Below are 17,851 nucleotides of genomic sequence, written 5' to 3' on the forward strand. Positions count from 1 at the left end.
GAATATGAGTTTACAGCATATCTTAGCGAAACTTCCTTACTCGAAGCCATTTTTATATGTAGACTCGCTAATAGAGATTAATGAAAATTATGCGGAAGGTTCTTATTCCTTTAAGGAAGATGAATTTTTTTACCAAGGTCATTTTACAGGGCATCCGGTAACGCCTGGTGTAATTTTAACAGAGTGTTGCGCTCAGATTGGCCTAGTAGCTCTTGGAATCTTTTTATTAGAAAAAGAGGGCGCAAGTTTAAAAAATGTAAAAATTGCTATGAGTAGTAGTCAAATGGAATTTTACTTACCTGTATATCCATTAGAATTAGTAACTGTAAAATCCGAAAAGGTTTACTTCCGATTCCAAAAATTAAAATGTGAGGTAAAAATGTATAATTCCCTAGGAAAATTAGTCTGTAAAGGTAGCCTGTCTGGAATGCTTAAAAAAGAAACACCATGAAAGGTAGAGTCGTTATTACGGGTTTAGGGGTCTGTGCTCCAAATGGAGTGGGACTTTCCAACTTCTCTCACAGCCTAAGCTTTGGTATAAGTGGTATTCGTTTTCATCAACAATTAGCAGACTTAGGTTTTGGATGCCAAATTGCAGGAAAACCTGAAATAACTGATCTTCAGATGGACACTTATTTTTCGCCTTTAGAGCGTAAAGGATTAAATAGCAGTGGTTTGGTATATGGCGTTATGGCTGGGACGGATGCTTGGGGAGATGCCGGATTTAAACCAATGGGGAAGGATCATCCAGACTGGGATAGTGGGATTATTTTTGGAACCGGTATTCTAGGGACCGATAAATTTAGAGAGTCAATTTATCTTATAGATAATAAAAAAACACGCCGATTAGGAAGTACGTCAGTAATGCAAACCATGGCTAGTGGGATAAGTGCTTATTTAGGTGGAAAATTAGGGTTAGGTAACCAAATTACAACTAACTCATCGGCCTGTGCAACTGGTACAGAAGCTATTATTCTTGGAATGGAGCGTATTAGATCTGGAAAGGCTAAGGTAATGTTAGTAGGGAGTTGTAGTGACAGTGGGCCTTATATATGGGGCGGATTTGATGCCATGCGTATTCTACCCACACAATATAATAATGATCCCATGAGAGCGAGTAGGCCAATGAGTGCTACTGCTGCAGGATTTGTTCCTGGAAGTGGAGCAGGGGCTTTGGTGTTAGAATCTTTAGAGCATGCTATGGCGAGAGGAGCTACCATTTATGCTGAAGTATTAGGTGGGGCTGTTAATAGTGGCGGACAAAGAGGTAATGGTAGTATGACTGCCCCTAATAGTGAGGCGGTACAACGGTGTATTAAAGAGGCTCTTTCCGATGCTAAAGTAATATATAAAGAGGTAGATGTAATTAACGGGCATCTTACAGCAACTTCTAAAGATGCCGAGGAAATTAAGAACTGGAGTGAAGCACTAGGACGATCGGGTAAGGACTTTCCCTATATCAACGCTACTAAGGCGCTAATTGGTCATTGCTTGGCAGCTTCGGGTAGTGTAGAGGCCGTTGCTAGTATTCTACAATTTAAAGAGGGAAAGGTTTTTGGAAATAATAATTGCAGTGATTTACACCCAGAAATATTAAAAATAGTGGATGAATCCAAAATTCCATTAAAAACTATATCATATAACTCAAATATTATAGCTAAAGCTAGTTTTGGTTTTGGCGACGTTAATGCTTGCGTTATATTTAAGGCTTATAAACCTAATTAATTATGACCAACCAATCTCATTACGAAATTTTAAAAGAGATCGTTAAAATATATTTACCCGAAGATGTATCCGTTTCGGATATTACAGAAGAGAGTAATTTTACATCAGAGCTTAATATTAACTCCGCTAATTTGGTCGATATTATTTTGGACGTAGAAGATGCGTTTGGGATAACCTTGGAAAACCAGGATATGGATCAGATGAAAACAGTTAAAGATGCTTTAAGAATTGTAGAACAAAAGTTAGTCGAATAAAGATTATTACACCTTTTCATGTTCTTGGTTACTTGGAATTAATAAAGACGCCACCATGCCTCCAATCAATGATACCGATATAACCGTAAGGGAAACCCATTCAGGAATATCAATATGATGAGAAAATAACATCTTTAATCCAACAAAGGCCAATATTACTACAAGGCTATAATTAATAAATCTAAATTTTTCTAGCATCCTAGAAATAAGAAAATACATAGATCGAAGGCCTAAAATGGCAAAAATATTAGAACTAAATACAATAAATGGGTCGGCCGTAATTGCCAAAATAGCAGGTATACTATCTAGTGCAAAAAGTATATCTGTTAATTCTATAATTACAAGAGCGACAAATAGAGGAGTGGCCGCTTTTATTCCCATACGTTTTATAAAAAACTTGTGCCCGTCAATTTTGGAAGTAATGGGATAGAGCTTTTTAAGCTGTTTAAATATTAAGGAAGATTTAGGATCGAACTTACTTTCGTCTGAGCGTAGCATTTTGAACGCCGTATATAAAAGAAAAACACCAAATACATAAATGATCCATTCAAATTTGTTGATTAAGGCTACACCAAAGACTATCATTAGCGCCCTAAAAACAATGGCACCTAATATGCCCCAAAATAGAACCCGATGCTGATATAATGCCGGAATTTTAAAGGAAGAAAATATTACTGCAATCACAAAAACATTGTCTATACTTAAAGATAGCTCAATGAGATAGCCAGTAATATATTTAAGAACGGCTGCACTGGGGGTTAGTCCAGTGGGATTCGCAATAGTCCCGGTATTAAATAGCCAATAGATTATCCCGCTAAAACTAAAAGCTACCAGTACCCATATAGCGGTCCATATCCCAGCTTCCTTGGATTTTATTACATGGTCGTTTTTATGAAAAACTCCTAAATCTAGAGCTAGGAAAATAATAATAAGCCCAATAAAAGCACCCCAAACCAACATGTGATTATATGTTTAACTTACACAAATGTAGCTATCTTTTTAATTCAAAATACAACTAAATATATGTAGGTTAATATTGACGTATAATTCGTTTTAAGCGGATTTATATTTAGAGATTTTTTTCGAAAGAAGTGGTTAAATTTATCTAAATGAGTGAAGAAAAAAATACCCCGAAAACGACTAGTTGCGCTTTCGGGGTATTTATCTTTATAAATGTTTAATGATATTTAATGAGTTCTAAGTTTGCCTTTTCTTTTTTCCAATTGTCTTTCCAAATCTTCAATGGAATCCGCTATGGACATTTCAAATTTGGTGCTATTGGTTTCAGAGAATAATAATGGTCCTGGGGCGCTTAATTTAATACTGCATATAAACCCCTTATTTGATGCGTTATTTTCCTTTTTTAGAAAAACATCAGCACGCACAATAAAATCGTATTTATCCTCTAATTTCTCTAGTTTTTTAGTAGCCAACTCCTCTAATCGAGCGCTAGCTTTTACATCAACATACTCAAAATTGATATTCATATATCTCTAGTTTAATAATTAGTCACTCTATATTTTAATCTCTAATTCTTAAAAATTAAGATAGTCTTTATTTTTGTGAAACCAAAGAAAAAATATTTGTAAGATTTTACAACCCTCCCTTTCTAGTAGGAGAACGTTGCTCTGGCCAGGTTCTCTGAATTCCAGTTTTAAAATCAGTTGGTAGGACTATTTTTTCTCTAGAAGTGGTGTTAGGGTCCTCACTAGCCATATAAGCTAAGATTGCAGTAAGGATTACGTTGTTTCTAACATCATCAAAAACAATCTTATCATAGGTGTCTAAATTGGTATGCCAAGTATAGTTCCAATACGCCCAGTTTAAAGCTGTAAGATTAAAAGCAGGAGCACCAGCAGCAATAAAAGAAGCATTATCAGATCCACCTGTAGCAGGGGAACCTGGGAAGTTAGTCTCTATATGATCCGTAACATCTTTAGGTACAGCAGACAACCATCTAGTAAGATAATCGTAAGAGTTTAAGAATCCGGCGCCATTCATATTTACTACTCTACCTGTTCCATTATCTTGGTTAAAAACAGCTTGAATATTATTTACTATTTCTGGGTGGTCTTCTACAAATGCTCTAGAACCGTTAAGTCCTTGCTCTTCACTTCCCCAAAGGCCTACTATGATAGTTCTTTTTGGATTAGGGTATAATTTCTTAAGAATTCTCGCAGCTTCCATCATCACTAAAGTTCCAGTACCATTATCTGTTGCGCCAGTACCTCCATCCCAAGAATCGAAATGTGCTGATAAAATTACGTACTCCTCAGGTTTTTCGGTTCCTTTTATAGTAGCTATAGTATTAAATGCAGGAACAGCTCCCAAATCTTTAGATTGGGCAACGATTTTAATTTCTGGTTTGCTACCGTATTCTACTAAGCGGTATAGCATGGTATAGTCCTCTAAAGACAAGTCTACAGTTGGTATTTTTTTGGTGCTAGCACTAAATATTTTGTTGGCACCAAAACCTCTAGACCAATAAGAAGTTACAATCCCTAGAGCACCTGCTTTTTCTAAGGCTTCTGGAAGAGTACGTCTGTTGTATCCAATTCTACTCATATTTTCTCTCCACTCTTGCTCTTGAAGCCTACGGTCTTCCTTCATTTTTTCGAAAGAAGCTTCGGTAGCAAACTCCTCCCAATTGTAATCGGGACGCCCAGTGGGTTGTTTCATATTAATCATCACTAATTTCCCTTTCACAGAAGGAAGCCATTCCTCAAATTGAGCGGCATTCTCTACGGTTGGTAATACTACCAACTCCCCGGTAACCCCTTTTTTTCCAGTGCTTGGGCTCCAAGCTAGTTGGGTGCCTTTTAAACTTTGTATTCTAGGATGTACCATATCGATATGGGTGATTCCTCTATCCCATCCGCGCCATTCTCCCCATTGTTCATTTTCGGCAGGGATTCCCCATTCTTTATATTTGGCAATAGCCCAATCCCCAGCTTGCTGCATTTGTGGGGTTCCAACCAATCTAGGTCCAATAACATCTAACATTTCATGAGCTAGGGATTCTAGTTGGGAGTTTTCATTGGCCTCCTTCACCATACTTTCAATCAGTTGTTTGTCTACTTGCGCAATGGCAAATTGGCCTATTGCTAGACCAACAATGGTAAGAAACGATGTAATTCTCTTCATTTTCAAGGTTTTAATTGTTTTTGAGTTAATTAATATATTAATGCCCGATGATTAGTATTAACCACCGGGCATTAAGTAATTCATTTTATCAAAGAATAAGCAATCTAATTTTATAACTCTCCTATAAGCAGTCTTTTATAATTGGTGCTTAATAAAGAGTATAACACGGGTTGTTTATTTTTTAATAATCGATTCGATAAACATACGAACTTCTTTAGGAATATCGAACTCTTCAAACTCATATTTATAGATATTTTCGTGGTCTATAAGTTTCAATTTGTAGTTAAAAGTGTCTCTTGCATTTATGTTTTTATCGGAATTCGTTTTTTGAAGACTTTGTAACAATTGGTTTTTTCCTCCTTATGTAGGTGGCGTTCTCCTTTATAGGTTTTGGGAATCCCAACAAAACCCCCTTCTATGGTAAGCTCATATTTCATACGTCACGTTTATTTATACCCACTATGGAAAAGCTATCTAAAATAGCGTTTTCAGCATTGGAACATACCTTTCCTTCTACCATCAATTCTTTAGTGACTTTTATTATAATGGTCAACATATCATTAAAATTTGCAGTGCGCCACAGTTGGTTAAGGGTACCAAACCATATTAGAGCACAATCGTTAATACCAATAGCCATACAGCTTAAATAAAATGCTCTATTGGGGATGCCTGAATTAATATGTACCCCATAATTATCAGAGGATCCAATATAATAATTATCCATATGGTCTGGCTGACTGTCAAATTCATTGGCAGTCCCTGGTGCACTCATAGACCTAATAGCTTTTCCAGGAAAACCATCTGCTACAACAGTATCGCCAATAAGCCAATCTGCTTCCGAAATATCCTGTGCCAAGTAAAGTTGTTTTATAACAGTAGCAAATACATCAGAAAAATGTTCGTTTAGCGCCCCTGACTGTCCCTTATATTCTAAATTTCCCAAAAATTGTGTGATACCATGGGTGAGTTCATGAGCAACAACATCTATTCCTGCAGCAAAATTAGAAAACTGCACATCGTCGCCGTCCCCATAAGTAATTTCGTCACCATCCCAAAAGGCATTGTTATACGCTTTACCATAATGCACATTGGAGATAATTGGCATCCCTTTACCATCTAAAGAATTTAAACCAAAAGTTTCTTTAAAATATTTTCTTACAAAACCAGAAAGTTCATAGGCATGGTTAGTGGTAGAATCTGCAACCTTAGCATCGCCTTCGCTTCTGGCCACTCTAACCTTTTGTCTGTATTCATTTAAACAATCGTAAACTATACGTTTTCCATTGCTCTCTTCATCTGTACGCTGTAGAAGATTGTTTATAGCCATATTTCTACTCTGCGCTATGCGTTGCGTTTCTAGAAGAGTACGTTTACAACTATTGTTGCCCAGTTTGGCCAACTGTTCTAAAATATAGGGTGGAACAATTGAACATAGATGTTTATGGCACATATCTCATGGGTTTCAGATTAGTACTACAATTTAACTATCATTTTATAATGAACCCAAATTTCTCTTACTATTTTAATGATTCATATAATTTTATTATTGGTTTTTTTGAAGAAAAACGCAATGACTCTGAATATTTAGAAAATGGAATTTGATTAAAAATTTTTACATTTTTTCGTTATTATGGTCAATTTTTAGGGAAGAGAAGTATAATTATGTTCCGTTTTTGCCTATTAAACCTAGTATTATAGCGGATTATTGGTGTTTGAGGAAAAATGTAGGTAAATTTAGCTTTACCTTTGGCGAAAATAATACGAATGAAGACTTTTGAGGATTTAAATCTATCAAATCAATTAATATACGGAATTCAAGACCTAGGTTTTAACTCTCCAACTCCAATTCAGGAACAATCTTTTTCAGTAATTATGTCCGGAAAAGATATGGTTGGGATTGCACAGACTGGAACGGGAAAGACCTTAGCCTATACCTTACCCATATTACAACAACTTAAATTTTCTAAACAAGTAAATCCACGTATACTTATATTGGTGCCCACTAGGGAATTAGTAGTTCAGGTAGTAGAAAATATAGAAGCCTTTGCTAAATATACTAGTACTAGGGTTTGTGGCATTTATGGTGGAGCAAATATAAATACCCAACGGCAGGCTGTTGCACAGGGTTGTGATATCCTAGTAGCTACGCCAGGAAGGTTATATGATCTTTGTTTAGACCATACCGTAAAGCTAAGAGATGTAAAGAAACTAGTTATAGACGAGGTAGATGTAATGCTTGACTTAGGTTTCCGATTTCAAATTACCAATATCTTAGAGCTTGTTCCGCGCAAAAGACAAAATATTATGTTCTCTGCCACTATGACGGAGGATGTAGCTAAATTAATTGAAGATTTCTTTATAAGTCCAATTAAGGTTGCTATTGCAGTAAGTGGTGCCCCCTTAGCTAATATTGAACAAACCGCTTATAAGGTAGAAAACTTTTATACCAAAGTAAATTTATTGCTCTTTTTGGTAAAAGAAAAAACGATTTATAATAAGGTATTAATTTTTGTCTCTAATAAAAGAAGTGCAGACCGTTTATTTGTGGCGATGCAGGAAGTTTTTGGTTCAGAAATAGGTGTTATACACTCTAATAAGACTCAAAACTATAGATTGCGATCTATTGAACAGTTTGATGAAGGAAAGAATAGAATTCTAATTTCTACCGATATCATGGCAAGAGGTATTGACCTAGATATGGTGAGTCACGTTATTAACTTTGATACACCCACTTATCCGGAAAATTACATCCACAGAATTGGTAGAACGGGTAGGGCAGAACGCAAAGGGAAATCTATTTTACTATTTACAGAGCGGGAAGAAGAATTTAAAATTGCTATTGAAGAATTGATGGACTATAAGATTCCTTTAAAAGCATTTCCAAAAGAAGTAAAAATATCTGAGGAATTAGTACCAGAAGAAAGACCTATAAGTGTGGAACCCAATTTCTCCCGTAGAACATCTGAGCAAGATGATGGAGGTGGTGCTTTTCATGAGAAATTAGAAAAAAATAAAAAAGTGAATCTTGGAGGTTCTTATAAAAGGACTATAGCTAAGAAGTATAAAAAACCATTAACGAGAGGGGATAAGAATATGACTAAAAGGTTTAAAAAAAGAAAGTAATTACTTTTTAACCTTAGCATAATCTATCCTGAATAAAATTATATTGCTAATGAATGGTGGGAACGATCCCTTACACGGAAAAACCTTGGCCGTAATTCTAGAATCCTTAGTAGAGCACTATGGATGGGAAGAGTTGGGTACCAAAATAAATATTAGGTGTTTTAATAATGACCCCTCTATTAAGTCTAGTTTAACCTTTTTAAGAAGGACTCCATGGGCAAGGGAAAAAGTAGAGCAACTCTACATAAAATCTATTAAAAAATTCAATTCGTAACACCTTGCCGCTAAAAAGATAGATTGGAATTGGGATATAGAGGTAATAACTATAACCCAATATACGTTTTTAGCAAGTACTTAATTCATTCTGCACGGCTAGCACCTTATAATCATAAGAATAGGGTTGTAAGAGCATGAAGACATGTTATTATTAGCAATCTTAACTTATAGAAAATGGAATTTAATATTATATTTAAATTTTCAGTATTAAAATCAAACAATCAAAAACAACCAAACTTAAATAATGAAATCATTTAGTGTAGAAGAAATCTGTGAACTTTTAGATGGTGAGCTCCAAGGGAGCTATAACAAAGAAATTACTGGTGCAGAGCAAATAGATCGCGCCAAAAGTCAACAAATAACCTTTATTAGCTCTGCTAAATACGCAAGGCAATGGGAAGCCTCAGAAGCTAGTGCAGCTATAGTAAAAAAGAACATATCTATATTTCCAGGTATTAATCGTGCTTTTATAAAAGTAGAGAACCCAGACCTAGCCATGGCAAAGCTATTGGAGGCTTTTGCGCCTGAAGGGCCTGTAATGGAAGAAGAAATACATCCTATGGCAACTGTACACCCTACTGCCACTTTAGGGAAGGGCTGTAAAATAGGAGCAGGGTGTTATATAGGTAAAAATGTTGTGTTAGGGGATGGGGTAATCCTATACCCGAATGTTTCTATTTTTGATGAGACTACTATTGGAAACCATACCGTGGTGTGGTCTGGGACTGTTATTAGAGAACGAAGCGTTATTGGTGCACATTGTATTTTTCATATTAATGTGAGTATTGGCGCTGATGGTTTTGGATATAGACCTAGTGATGATGGTAGGGGATTAGTAAAAATACCCCAGATAGGAAATGTTATTATTGGGGATTATGTAGAAATTGGCGCCAATTCTTGTGTAGATAGGGGTAAGATTAGCTCTACCATAGTAGGTGACGGATGTAAAATAGACAATTTGGTGCAAATTGCTCATAATTGTGTAATGGGAAGATCTTGTATTATGGCCGGACATAGTGGTCTAGCCGGATCGGTTACTTTAGGAGATGGTGTGATTATAGGAGGAAGTGCTTCTATAAAAGACCATACTACCATAAACTCCGGTGCAATTGTAGGTGCCGGATCTGGTGTTATGAATGATGTATCGCCTGGTAAAACCGTTTTAGGGTATCCTGCGACCGACTCAAGGGAGATGTTAAAACAATGGGCTACACTAAGAAAATTAGCCAGAAACTAAAAAAGCGAAACAATTTAGATAAGTTTTAAGACAATCGGCTCTGTTTTTTTTAGAAAATATTCGTGAAACACTCCACAAAGTGCGTAATTTTGCAGCTCTATTAAAAAAGATAAGGAAATTATGTCGGAGATTTCGATTGCAGATGCTATTGTAGAAAAGAAAACAGATAAAGAATTATATGACTATCAAAAAGGAGCGATAGATAAGATTTTTGATAAGTTTGAAAGTGCTCCCGACGATTACCATCTTTTATATCAATTACCCACCGGAGGTGGAAAAACAGTTATATTCTCTGAAATAGTTAGACAATACCTAAAACATCATCAGAAGAAGGTATTAATAATGACGCATAGATTAGAGCTATGTAAGCAGACTTCCAATATGCTGAGCAGTTTTGGCGTTACCAATAAGGTTGTTGATAGTAAGGCTAATTTAGACGATCAAGATCAATATAGCTGTTTTGTGGCTATGGTAGAAACCCTGAACAACAGGTTGCAGGATGATAAATTGGACATCTCCGATGTTGGATTGGTTATTATTGATGAAGCGCATTACAATTCCTTTACAAAACTTTTTAAGTTTTTTGAGAGCTCCTTTATCTTAGGGGTAACGGCAACGCCATTGAGTTCTAATAAGGACTTGCCGATGAAGGATAATTATGACGAGTTAATTGTTGGGGAAACTATTGCGTCTCTTATTGAAAATGAGTTTTTGGCCAAAGCAGAATTCATTTCCTATAATATGGGACTAACCGCCTTAGAAGTAGGATCTAATGGGGATTATACTGTAAAATCTTCCGAAGATCTGTATAACAACAGTCAAATGTTAAGTAAGCTCTTAGAAGCTTATGAAAAAAATTCCAAAGGAAAGAAAACCTTAATTTTTAATAACGGTATTAATACCTCGCTTCATGTATATGAAACATTTAGAGCGGCTGGGTATCCAATAGCACATTTGGATAATACCGCTACTAAAAAACAACGTAAAGCTATTCTGAAGTGGTTTAATACAACTCCTGACGCCATATTAACCTCGGTAAGTATACTTACTACAGGTTTTGACGAACCTTCAATAGAAACCATTATTTTGAATCGTGCTACAAAATCCCTTACCCTGTATTACCAGATGATTGGGCGTGGTTCTAGGATATTGAACAATAAATCTACCTTCACAGTAATCGATTTAGGGAATAATTACCATCGTTTTGGACCTTGGGGAGCTGATTTAGATTGGCAAGCTATCTTTAAATCTCCTAATTTCTATGCAGATAGGATTATTAGTGACGAGGAGTTAGAGAGCACATTTAAATGGGAGATGCCTGAAGACTTACGAGCAGAATTCGCCAAGTCCGAAGATGTATATTTTGATATTAAAGAAACCTATGTAGACTCTGTAAGAAATGGAGAATCATCTAAGGTGGTTCTGGAACGGTCTATTATGCAACATGCAAGAATATGTGTAGAAAATAGTGAGGATGTTTATGATGCACTTGCGCTTGCAAAAATGTTAGGGCCAGATATAGAAGATAGGATACAACGCTATGCCAAGTGTATCAGTAAGAGTACCTTTAACTTTTTAAAATGGCTAAAAGAAGATTATCGCAAAAAATTACATACGTATATACGTAAGAATTTCGATACTATTTATGAGGATATTCATGGATACCCTCCAGAAGACTAATTAAATAGAATAAAACAATATTATTAGGTGCTCAGCATCACTACAAAAATAAACCCTTACCACAATCGGTAAGGGTTTTCTATTTGCTTAAACCTAGAGAGTTAAAAAGATATTGTACGTTAGTTTTTTTTCTATGCCACATTTCTACTATCTTTAAAACACTTCCCGCTAATAGCATTAACTGATTAATTTAGTTGGTATATACTGTTTCATAATAGTTAGGGAAAGTGGTAATACCTCCTCCCCGTTAATTTTCTCAGGGTTAATTCATGAGAATTATATCCTGAACTCCCAATATTATTTTTAAGGGAGAGTGCAAAGTATTAGATCTCCATAGCAGTTATAAATACCACTAGATATGCAAAATAATTATTTAGATTTTCATTGTCATCCAGCCATTAAGCCATTTGGTAAAAGTTTTAATAGAAAACCCACGGGGGAGAATTCTGCCAATAGGAACAGAGTAAGAAGTATTTGGAGGTATAATCCACCTACTTTGATGGATAAATTATTGAATTATTTAATAGGGGTAACTAAATTCTCCCAAGCTAATTTTTCTAGTTTGTCCTACGGAGGTGTTAGTGTTGTATGTGTATCTCTATCTCCAATTGAAAAATATTTTTTTCGAAATAAGATGACAAACGAATTTATTCTGGACATCGCTGCCAATTTTGCAACTGGGGTAGGGAAGAAACGTGTAGACCATATTCAGGGGATTAAAGACTACTTTAAAGATCTTGAGAAAGAACTTAAATATTACCAAGAATTAGATGGAACTATAATTCGTTTGCCTGAAGGTAAATTTAGATATAAGTTGGTGAACTCCTTTAAAGAGATAGAAGCTATAAGACTAGTAGAGGAAGAACTAGATTCAGCTATACAAACCATCTGTGTGGTTTTAAGTATAGAGGGGATGCATGTGTTATTATCTAATGTGGATAAAACCCCAACAGAAGAAGAATTGCTAAAAAACCTTATGAAAATCAAGGCATGGAAAAATCCTCCATTTTTTGTTGGAATAGCACATCATTTTTGGAATCATTTATGTGGGCATGCAGAGAGCCTTACGGGAATCATTAAAAAGCATACCGATCAAGGAGAAGGTCTTAATATGGGAATCACCCAACTGGGGAAATCAATTATAAAAAACTTGCTAGATACCCGTAATGGGAAACGGATCCTAATTGATATTAAACATATGAGCCCTGCTTCTAGAAATGAATATTACCATATGTTAGACACTAATCCCGAGTATAAGGATATTCCAATAATTGTAAGTCATGGTGCCACAAACGGACTTATCTCATCAACCAACAGAACTCAAGGCAGACCAAGAACGGCAAGTAAATTGAATCCCGTAGATATTAATTTTTTTGATGAAGAAATTATTAGGATCGCCAAAACCAAAGGTATTTTTGGTTTGCAACTAGATGAGAGGAGAGTGGCTAGTAAAAAGACCCTAAGGAATATAAAAAAATCTGTTCATCGGAATAAAATAATGCATTATCGTTCAGAATTGATATGGAACCAGGTACAACATATTGCAGAGCTCCTAGATGCCGAAGGTATTTTTGCATGGGACTGCCTTGTAATAGGTTCGGATTTTGACGGTATAGTAAATCCACTTAACGGATTTTGGACTTCAGAAGAGTTGCCTTATCTAGCAGATTTCTTGGAAAGGCACGCTTTTAATTATGTTCAAAATAACCCTTTTAGGTTAGCTGAAAATAATTTAAATGCCGATGAAATTATTGCTAGAATAATGGGACTTAATGGGAATAGATTTTTAAAAGATAATTTTAAATAAAACTTATAGAATAGGTTTTGTATAGTCTTTCACCGTAGATATTAATGATTGATAGACGGTTAATCATTATACTTTTTCGTTCCTATTTTAAGTTTTTATATTATTATTGATAAGTGGAACATCAAATAAAATCGTATGTAAAAATAGCTGATTTATTATTTCATTGTATGGATTGATGTCCATCAATTGTAATCATATTTAACAGTAACATATACAGCTTTTTATGCATTTTTACTTAAAGTTGTGTTTGCATTACCTAAGAAATTATATAATAGCTCTTGTTATTAATAAATTGCAACTTTAAAAATATATAATTTATACCTGGCTCACGGTAATGATCCGATAGTAAACTAGGGAAGTCGTTTCTATTTTTAACAATTTCACATTTTTTTAGAAGAGTTAAAATCTGTCCAAAAAATTAGGTAACTTAGCTTCATACACTAAATAACAAACCATGACAACCTTTATTATTTTTTTAATTTTTATAGCGCTACTTGCGTTTTTTCTAATACATGTTTACAATAATTTTGTACGCCTAAGAAATTTAGTGAAAGACGCTTGGAGCAATATTGATGTCGCTTTAAAACGTAGATATGATCTAATCCCTAATTTGGTAGAGACAGTAAAAGGTTATGCCACTCACGAAAAATCTACTTTGGAAGCTGTTATTAATGCGAGAAATGCTGCATTGGCAGTTCCTTCTGGAGATATTAATTCTCAAATTAAGGCAGAACAAACTTTACAACGAAGTTTAGGAGGGATTTTTGCATTAGGAGAAGCTTACCCTGAACTAAAGGCAAATGTAAATTATTTGGATCTTCAGGAAAAACTAAATGATATTGAAGAAAATTTGGAGCGAGCTCGTAGATATTACAATGGAACTGTACGAGAGAATAATACTTATGGTGAAAGTATGCCTGGTGTATTGGTCGCTAGTTTGTTTAAATATCAGAAATTCGACTATTATGAGGTAGACGAGGCAAGTAGGGCTAATGTAAAAGTAGATTTTAAATAATGATAAAAACTATTTCACTCCTTCTGTTTCTCCTGTGCTTTTCTATTGGAAATACTCAGGATATTGTTGTAAATAATTATTCTGTTAACATTACTATTCATAAAGAGGGTTATTTTGATGTTGTAGAAAATTATGATGTAAACTTTGGTATTCCATCAAAGGGTATTTTTAGAAACATTCAAACTAAGTATGAGCTTGCGGATTCCACTGGCACTACTACAAGAAAAATTAGGATAGATAATATAGATGTTCCAAACTATAAATTTGATAAGCCATTTGATTTTGTTCAGAAATTTCAAGACAACTTAGAAATAAAGATAGGGGACAAGGACGTAACTGTAATTGGGCCTCAGCATTATGAGATCCGATATAGGGTGTATAATGCTTTTATCTTTACAGATGCAGATATTCAGTTTTATTGGAATATTAAACCAGATGGATGGGATGCAAATTTTAATCAGATTAATTTTACAGTCCATGTTCCCGATGATGTTTATTTAAGTAAGGAGAATAGTTTTGTATATTCTGGTGATAGAGGAACTACAGGGCGCAGTAAGGAATTTGAGACCTACTATTCTAACAGCGAATTTTCTGGAGCTAGCAAATCGGGCTTTGTTTCCTATCCCGATCAAAGTGTTACTGTTTTAATTAATATGCCCGTGGGAGCCATAGAGGAGTACAAGCCTTTTTGGCCATTTTGGACAAATTATGGATATGTATTTTTGATTGGTATTTTATTAAGTGCTTTTACCTGGGTATGGTGGATTTTTGGAAAGGATGAAAGGGTAATTGCAACCACAACTTATTATCCTCCAGAAAATATAAATCCTGCAATGGCTGGTTTTCTAATAAACGATAGAGAAGATAACTCAGATTTAATTTCTCTTTTTCCTTATTGGGGTGAAAAGGGGCTGATTAGATTGGAAGAAATTCCCAAAAAAGGATGGTTTGGGTCCAAAGACACTAAAATTATTAAGCTTAAATCCTTACCAATTGATGCTACAGATTATGAAAGAGTAATATTCTCAGGATTATTTAGTGACACGGGAACAGAATCTGAGGAGGTATTAATTAGTAGTCTAAAAGATACGTTTTATACTAAAATGAGTAAGGCAAGGGAATTGCTTAAAGATAGTGCACAACCTTATTATGAAGGCGAGTCTAAAAAGGTACAGGGCATCTTATATGTTGTTTTAATCTTGTTAGATATTGTTCTTACCATTATAGCATTATTTTTATGGGGCCCAATTGGAGCGGGTGCTTTGCTTATCACCTGTGTGGTACTCATCTACGTAAATAAATTTATGGTAAAAAAGAATGAGAAGGGGAACCGACTTTTTTCAGAATTGAAGGGGTTTAAACGTTTTATTAAAGTTGCAGAAGAAAATAAACTAAAAATGCTTCTCCAAGACGATCCCCATTATTTTGAAAATACTATGGGATATGCCTTGGCCTTTGGAATGTTTACTAAATGGGCGAAAAAATTTGATTCTTTAGATATCCCACCTCCAAATTGGTATACAGGACATAGTACCACAGGAATGAGAGGTTTTTCAAAATCTTTTTCTAGTTCCATGGGGAGTGCGAAATCTAATATGGTTAGTTCCCCATCTAGTTCTGGAGGAAGTTCTTCCGGTGGAGGATCTTCTGGTGGAGGATTTGGCGGAGGAGGCGGAGGTAGATGGTAGCTAGGAATAAAGGGATTTCTACTTACTTATTCTTACCTTTGTTTATTTGTTAATTCATTTCCGTTCCGTTAATGTCAAAATCCAAGAACACCCCAATGATTATAATGGCATTCTTTGCTATTTATGTTATCTGGGGTTCAACTTTTTTATTCAATAAAATTGCAGTCCAGGAACTACCTCCTTTTATGTTGGCTTCCATCCGTTTTTCTGTTGCTGGAATATTAATATTTATTCTATGCAAGTTTTTAAGAATTCCCCTGACCATAACTAAGCAACAGTTAAAAAACTGTATTATAGCCGGATTCCTATTCTTATCGGTAGGAAATGGATTTGTAGTTTGGGCATTGCAATATGTGGATAGCGGATTAGCTGCGTTAGAAATAGCAGCCCAACCTTTGGTAATCCTCATTTTGATGCGGGTTTTAGAAGGAAAGAAAATTCAGCCCATGTCTTTTGTAGGTGTGGCTATAGGAATACTAGGTATCTTTTTATTGGTAAGTCAAAACCAAATTATAGGTGATGAGAATACCTTGTTGGGAATGGCGATAATTTTTATGTGTATGCTTAGTTGGGCCTTTGCCAGTTTATTTGTGGCTAAAGCAGATTTACCCTCTAATTATTTTGTGAATACAGGCTTTCAAATGTTTACAGCTGGTATAATTTTATTAATTGGTAGCCTTGTTATTGGTGAAGAATGGAGCCTACCAACTCAATGGGATAGTGCAGTTCAATATTCCTTACTATTTTTAATTTTGTTTGGGAGTATATTAGCTTTTACTGCTTTTAACTATCTACTTAAATTGGTTTCCCCGGAAAAGGTAGCCACCTCTACTTATGTGAATCCTGTAATTGCCCTTATTTTAGGTTGGTTGTATTTAGATGAGCAAATTACTACTCAGTCGGTTATAGCAGCAATGATATTATTAACAGGTGTTTATTTTATAAATACTAAGAAGAAATTAGTGTTGTTTAGTAGGTTTTCCTCAAAAAAATCATAAATCATTTGCCTTAGGCCGATTCCATAAAAATATTGATTTAAATTTTACATAAGCCAAGGGCTATTCTAAATTTAGTTGATATAAAAGTACTGGGAGATTTCCGATATAAAGTTTGAAAGCTTATATATTTTTAGAGTTAAATACTTTTTGATTTTTCAAATAAACCAGGTTGATTTTCAATCTAATAGGTAGTATTCGTGTAGTTAAATTATTCCTTTAATTTTAAAAAAAAATTCAAAAAACCACAATATTTACAAAATTCCCCAAAAAAAGAGGTGTGAATTATGTGTCAATTTTGATGATATTTCAACTATCCCTTAATTATTCCCTTAAATTATTATAGTTTTCTAAAATCTTGGAACTTTTACCCTTAAGTTTTGCCCAAGGCATTTTAGAACCTATAAGTTTGCACTATAATTAATTGAATTATAATTACAATTTTTATTTATGAGTAAAGTAAAAGAGAATGATACGGTAAACGTTCATTACACAGGTAAGTTGAGCGACGGGACAGTTTTTGATAGTTCATTAGAGCGCGAACCTATACGTGTTACCTTGGGTCAGGGAAGTCTTATTCCAGGTTTTGAGAAAGGCCTAATCGATATGGAAGCCAATGAGAAGAAAACCGTTGTCATTCCTAAAGAAGAGGCTTATGGTGAGGTAAGAAAAGATATGTTCCATCCTGTTAAAAAGGAGGAATTACCAGGAGATATGAAGCCAGAGGTTGGTATGGGCTTAGTTGCCACTAGCCCAGATGGTGTAGAAAATCAATTAAGAGTAGCTGAAGTTCATGATGATCATATTATCCTAGATGCTAATCACCCATTAGCAGGTCATGATCTTACTTTTGAACTAGAAGTTGTTAGTATAGGTTAAACTATAAAACGTTTAATTGCGTTTTATC

Annotated in this window: 17 protein-coding genes; 12 read left to right on the top strand and 5 right to left on the bottom strand. The window is 34.9% G+C overall.

Annotated features, from left to right (window positions below; all coding sequences use genetic code 11):
• Positions 1 to 4 precede the first annotated feature (4 nt).
• From H344_RS0102820 to H344_RS0102830, 3 genes are read left to right on the top strand one after another with little or no spacing between them, the layout of a single operon-like run.
• Positions 5 to 451, top strand: a complete 447-nt coding sequence (locus H344_RS0102820) for a 3-hydroxyacyl-ACP dehydratase FabZ family protein (protein WP_026808899.1) — start codon at positions 5 to 7, stop codon at positions 449 to 451.
• Positions 448 to 1,725: a beta-ketoacyl-[acyl-carrier-protein] synthase family protein gene (locus H344_RS0102825; protein ID WP_026808900.1), complete on the top strand. Its 1,278-nt coding sequence runs from the start codon at positions 448 to 450 to the stop codon at positions 1,723 to 1,725. Before H344_RS0102820 ends, H344_RS0102825 begins: the two co-directional genes overlap by 4 nt.
• A gap of 2 nt (positions 1,726 to 1,727) precedes the next feature.
• Entirely contained in the window at positions 1,728 to 1,979 is a 252-nt protein-coding gene (locus H344_RS0102830; protein ID WP_026808901.1) for a phosphopantetheine-binding protein, read from the top strand.
• Positions 1,980 to 1,985: 6 nt separating this feature from the next.
• On the opposite strand, the gene H344_RS0102835 is transcribed toward H344_RS0102830, so the two are convergent.
• The 5 genes from H344_RS0102835 to H344_RS0102855 all read right to left on the bottom strand — a co-directional run bounded on the left by H344_RS0102835 (position 1,986) and on the right by H344_RS0102855 (position 6,573).
• Positions 1,986 to 2,939, bottom strand: a complete 954-nt coding sequence (locus tag H344_RS0102835) for a TerC family protein (protein WP_026808902.1) — start codon at positions 2,937 to 2,939, stop codon at positions 1,986 to 1,988.
• A 227-nt stretch (positions 2,940 to 3,166) separates the two neighbouring features.
• Complete coding sequence (gene hpf, locus H344_RS0102840; RefSeq protein WP_026808903.1) at positions 3,167 to 3,466, bottom strand: ribosome hibernation-promoting factor, HPF/YfiA family; 300 nt, start codon at positions 3,464 to 3,466, stop codon at positions 3,167 to 3,169.
• 106 nt (positions 3,467 to 3,572) lie between these two features.
• Positions 3,573 to 5,123: a M20/M25/M40 family metallo-hydrolase gene (locus tag H344_RS0102845; protein WP_026808904.1), complete on the bottom strand. Its 1,551-nt coding sequence runs from the start codon at positions 5,121 to 5,123 to the stop codon at positions 3,573 to 3,575.
• Positions 5,124 to 5,425: 302 nt separating this feature from the next.
• On the bottom strand, positions 5,426 to 5,560 hold the full coding sequence (locus tag H344_RS22260) for a hypothetical protein (RefSeq protein ID WP_262482269.1): 135 nt from the start codon (positions 5,558 to 5,560) through the stop codon (positions 5,426 to 5,428).
• Entirely contained in the window at positions 5,557 to 6,573 is a 1,017-nt protein-coding gene (locus H344_RS0102855) for a M4 family metallopeptidase (protein ID WP_026808905.1), read from the bottom strand. The genes H344_RS22260 and H344_RS0102855 overlap by 4 nt, the downstream gene beginning before the upstream one ends.
• A 314-nt stretch (positions 6,574 to 6,887) precedes the next feature.
• On the opposite strand from H344_RS0102855, the gene H344_RS0102870 reads away from it, so the two are divergent.
• The 9 genes from H344_RS0102870 (at position 6,888) to H344_RS0102910 (ending at position 17,823) form a co-directional block, all read left to right on the top strand.
• Positions 6,888 to 8,246: a DEAD/DEAH box helicase gene (locus H344_RS0102870; RefSeq protein WP_026808907.1), complete on the top strand. Its 1,359-nt coding sequence runs from the start codon at positions 6,888 to 6,890 to the stop codon at positions 8,244 to 8,246.
• Positions 8,247 to 8,295: 49 nt separating this feature from the next.
• Complete coding sequence (locus H344_RS0102875) at positions 8,296 to 8,520, top strand: VF530 family protein (RefSeq protein WP_026808908.1); 225 nt, start codon at positions 8,296 to 8,298, stop codon at positions 8,518 to 8,520.
• A 246-nt stretch (positions 8,521 to 8,766) separates the two neighbouring features.
• Entirely contained in the window at positions 8,767 to 9,759 is a 993-nt protein-coding gene (gene lpxD, locus H344_RS0102880; RefSeq protein ID WP_026808909.1) for a UDP-3-O-(3-hydroxymyristoyl)glucosamine N-acyltransferase, read from the top strand.
• Positions 9,760 to 9,879: 120 nt separating this feature from the next.
• The gene (locus H344_RS0102885) at positions 9,880 to 11,439 is read left to right on the top strand and encodes a DEAD/DEAH box helicase (RefSeq protein ID WP_026808910.1); all 1,560 of its coding nucleotides are present in this window, start codon (positions 9,880 to 9,882) and stop codon (positions 11,437 to 11,439) included.
• A 358-nt stretch (positions 11,440 to 11,797) separates the two neighbouring features.
• Positions 11,798 to 13,246 (top strand): membrane dipeptidase, encoded by a 1,449-nt coding sequence (locus H344_RS0102890; protein ID WP_034256070.1) that lies wholly within the window; start codon positions 11,798 to 11,800, stop codon positions 13,244 to 13,246.
• A gap of 454 nt (positions 13,247 to 13,700) precedes the next feature.
• Positions 13,701 to 14,261 (top strand): LemA family protein, encoded by a 561-nt coding sequence (locus H344_RS0102895; protein WP_026808912.1) that lies wholly within the window; start codon positions 13,701 to 13,703, stop codon positions 14,259 to 14,261.
• Positions 14,261 to 15,949 (top strand): DUF2207 domain-containing protein, encoded by a 1,689-nt coding sequence (locus H344_RS19630; protein WP_051254057.1) that lies wholly within the window; start codon positions 14,261 to 14,263, stop codon positions 15,947 to 15,949. Before H344_RS0102895 ends, H344_RS19630 begins: the two co-directional genes overlap by 1 nt.
• A 71-nt stretch (positions 15,950 to 16,020) precedes the next feature.
• Complete coding sequence (locus H344_RS0102905; RefSeq protein ID WP_026808913.1) at positions 16,021 to 16,947, top strand: EamA family transporter; 927 nt, start codon at positions 16,021 to 16,023, stop codon at positions 16,945 to 16,947.
• A 447-nt stretch (positions 16,948 to 17,394) separates the two neighbouring features.
• Complete coding sequence (locus H344_RS0102910) at positions 17,395 to 17,823, top strand: FKBP-type peptidyl-prolyl cis-trans isomerase (RefSeq protein WP_026808914.1); 429 nt, start codon at positions 17,395 to 17,397, stop codon at positions 17,821 to 17,823.
• The last annotated feature ends 28 nt before the right edge of the window (positions 17,824 to 17,851 follow it).

This window comes from Arenibacter latericius DSM 15913, assembly GCF_000424985.1.
Lineage (GTDB): Bacteria > Bacteroidota > Bacteroidia > Flavobacteriales > Flavobacteriaceae > Arenibacter > Arenibacter latericius.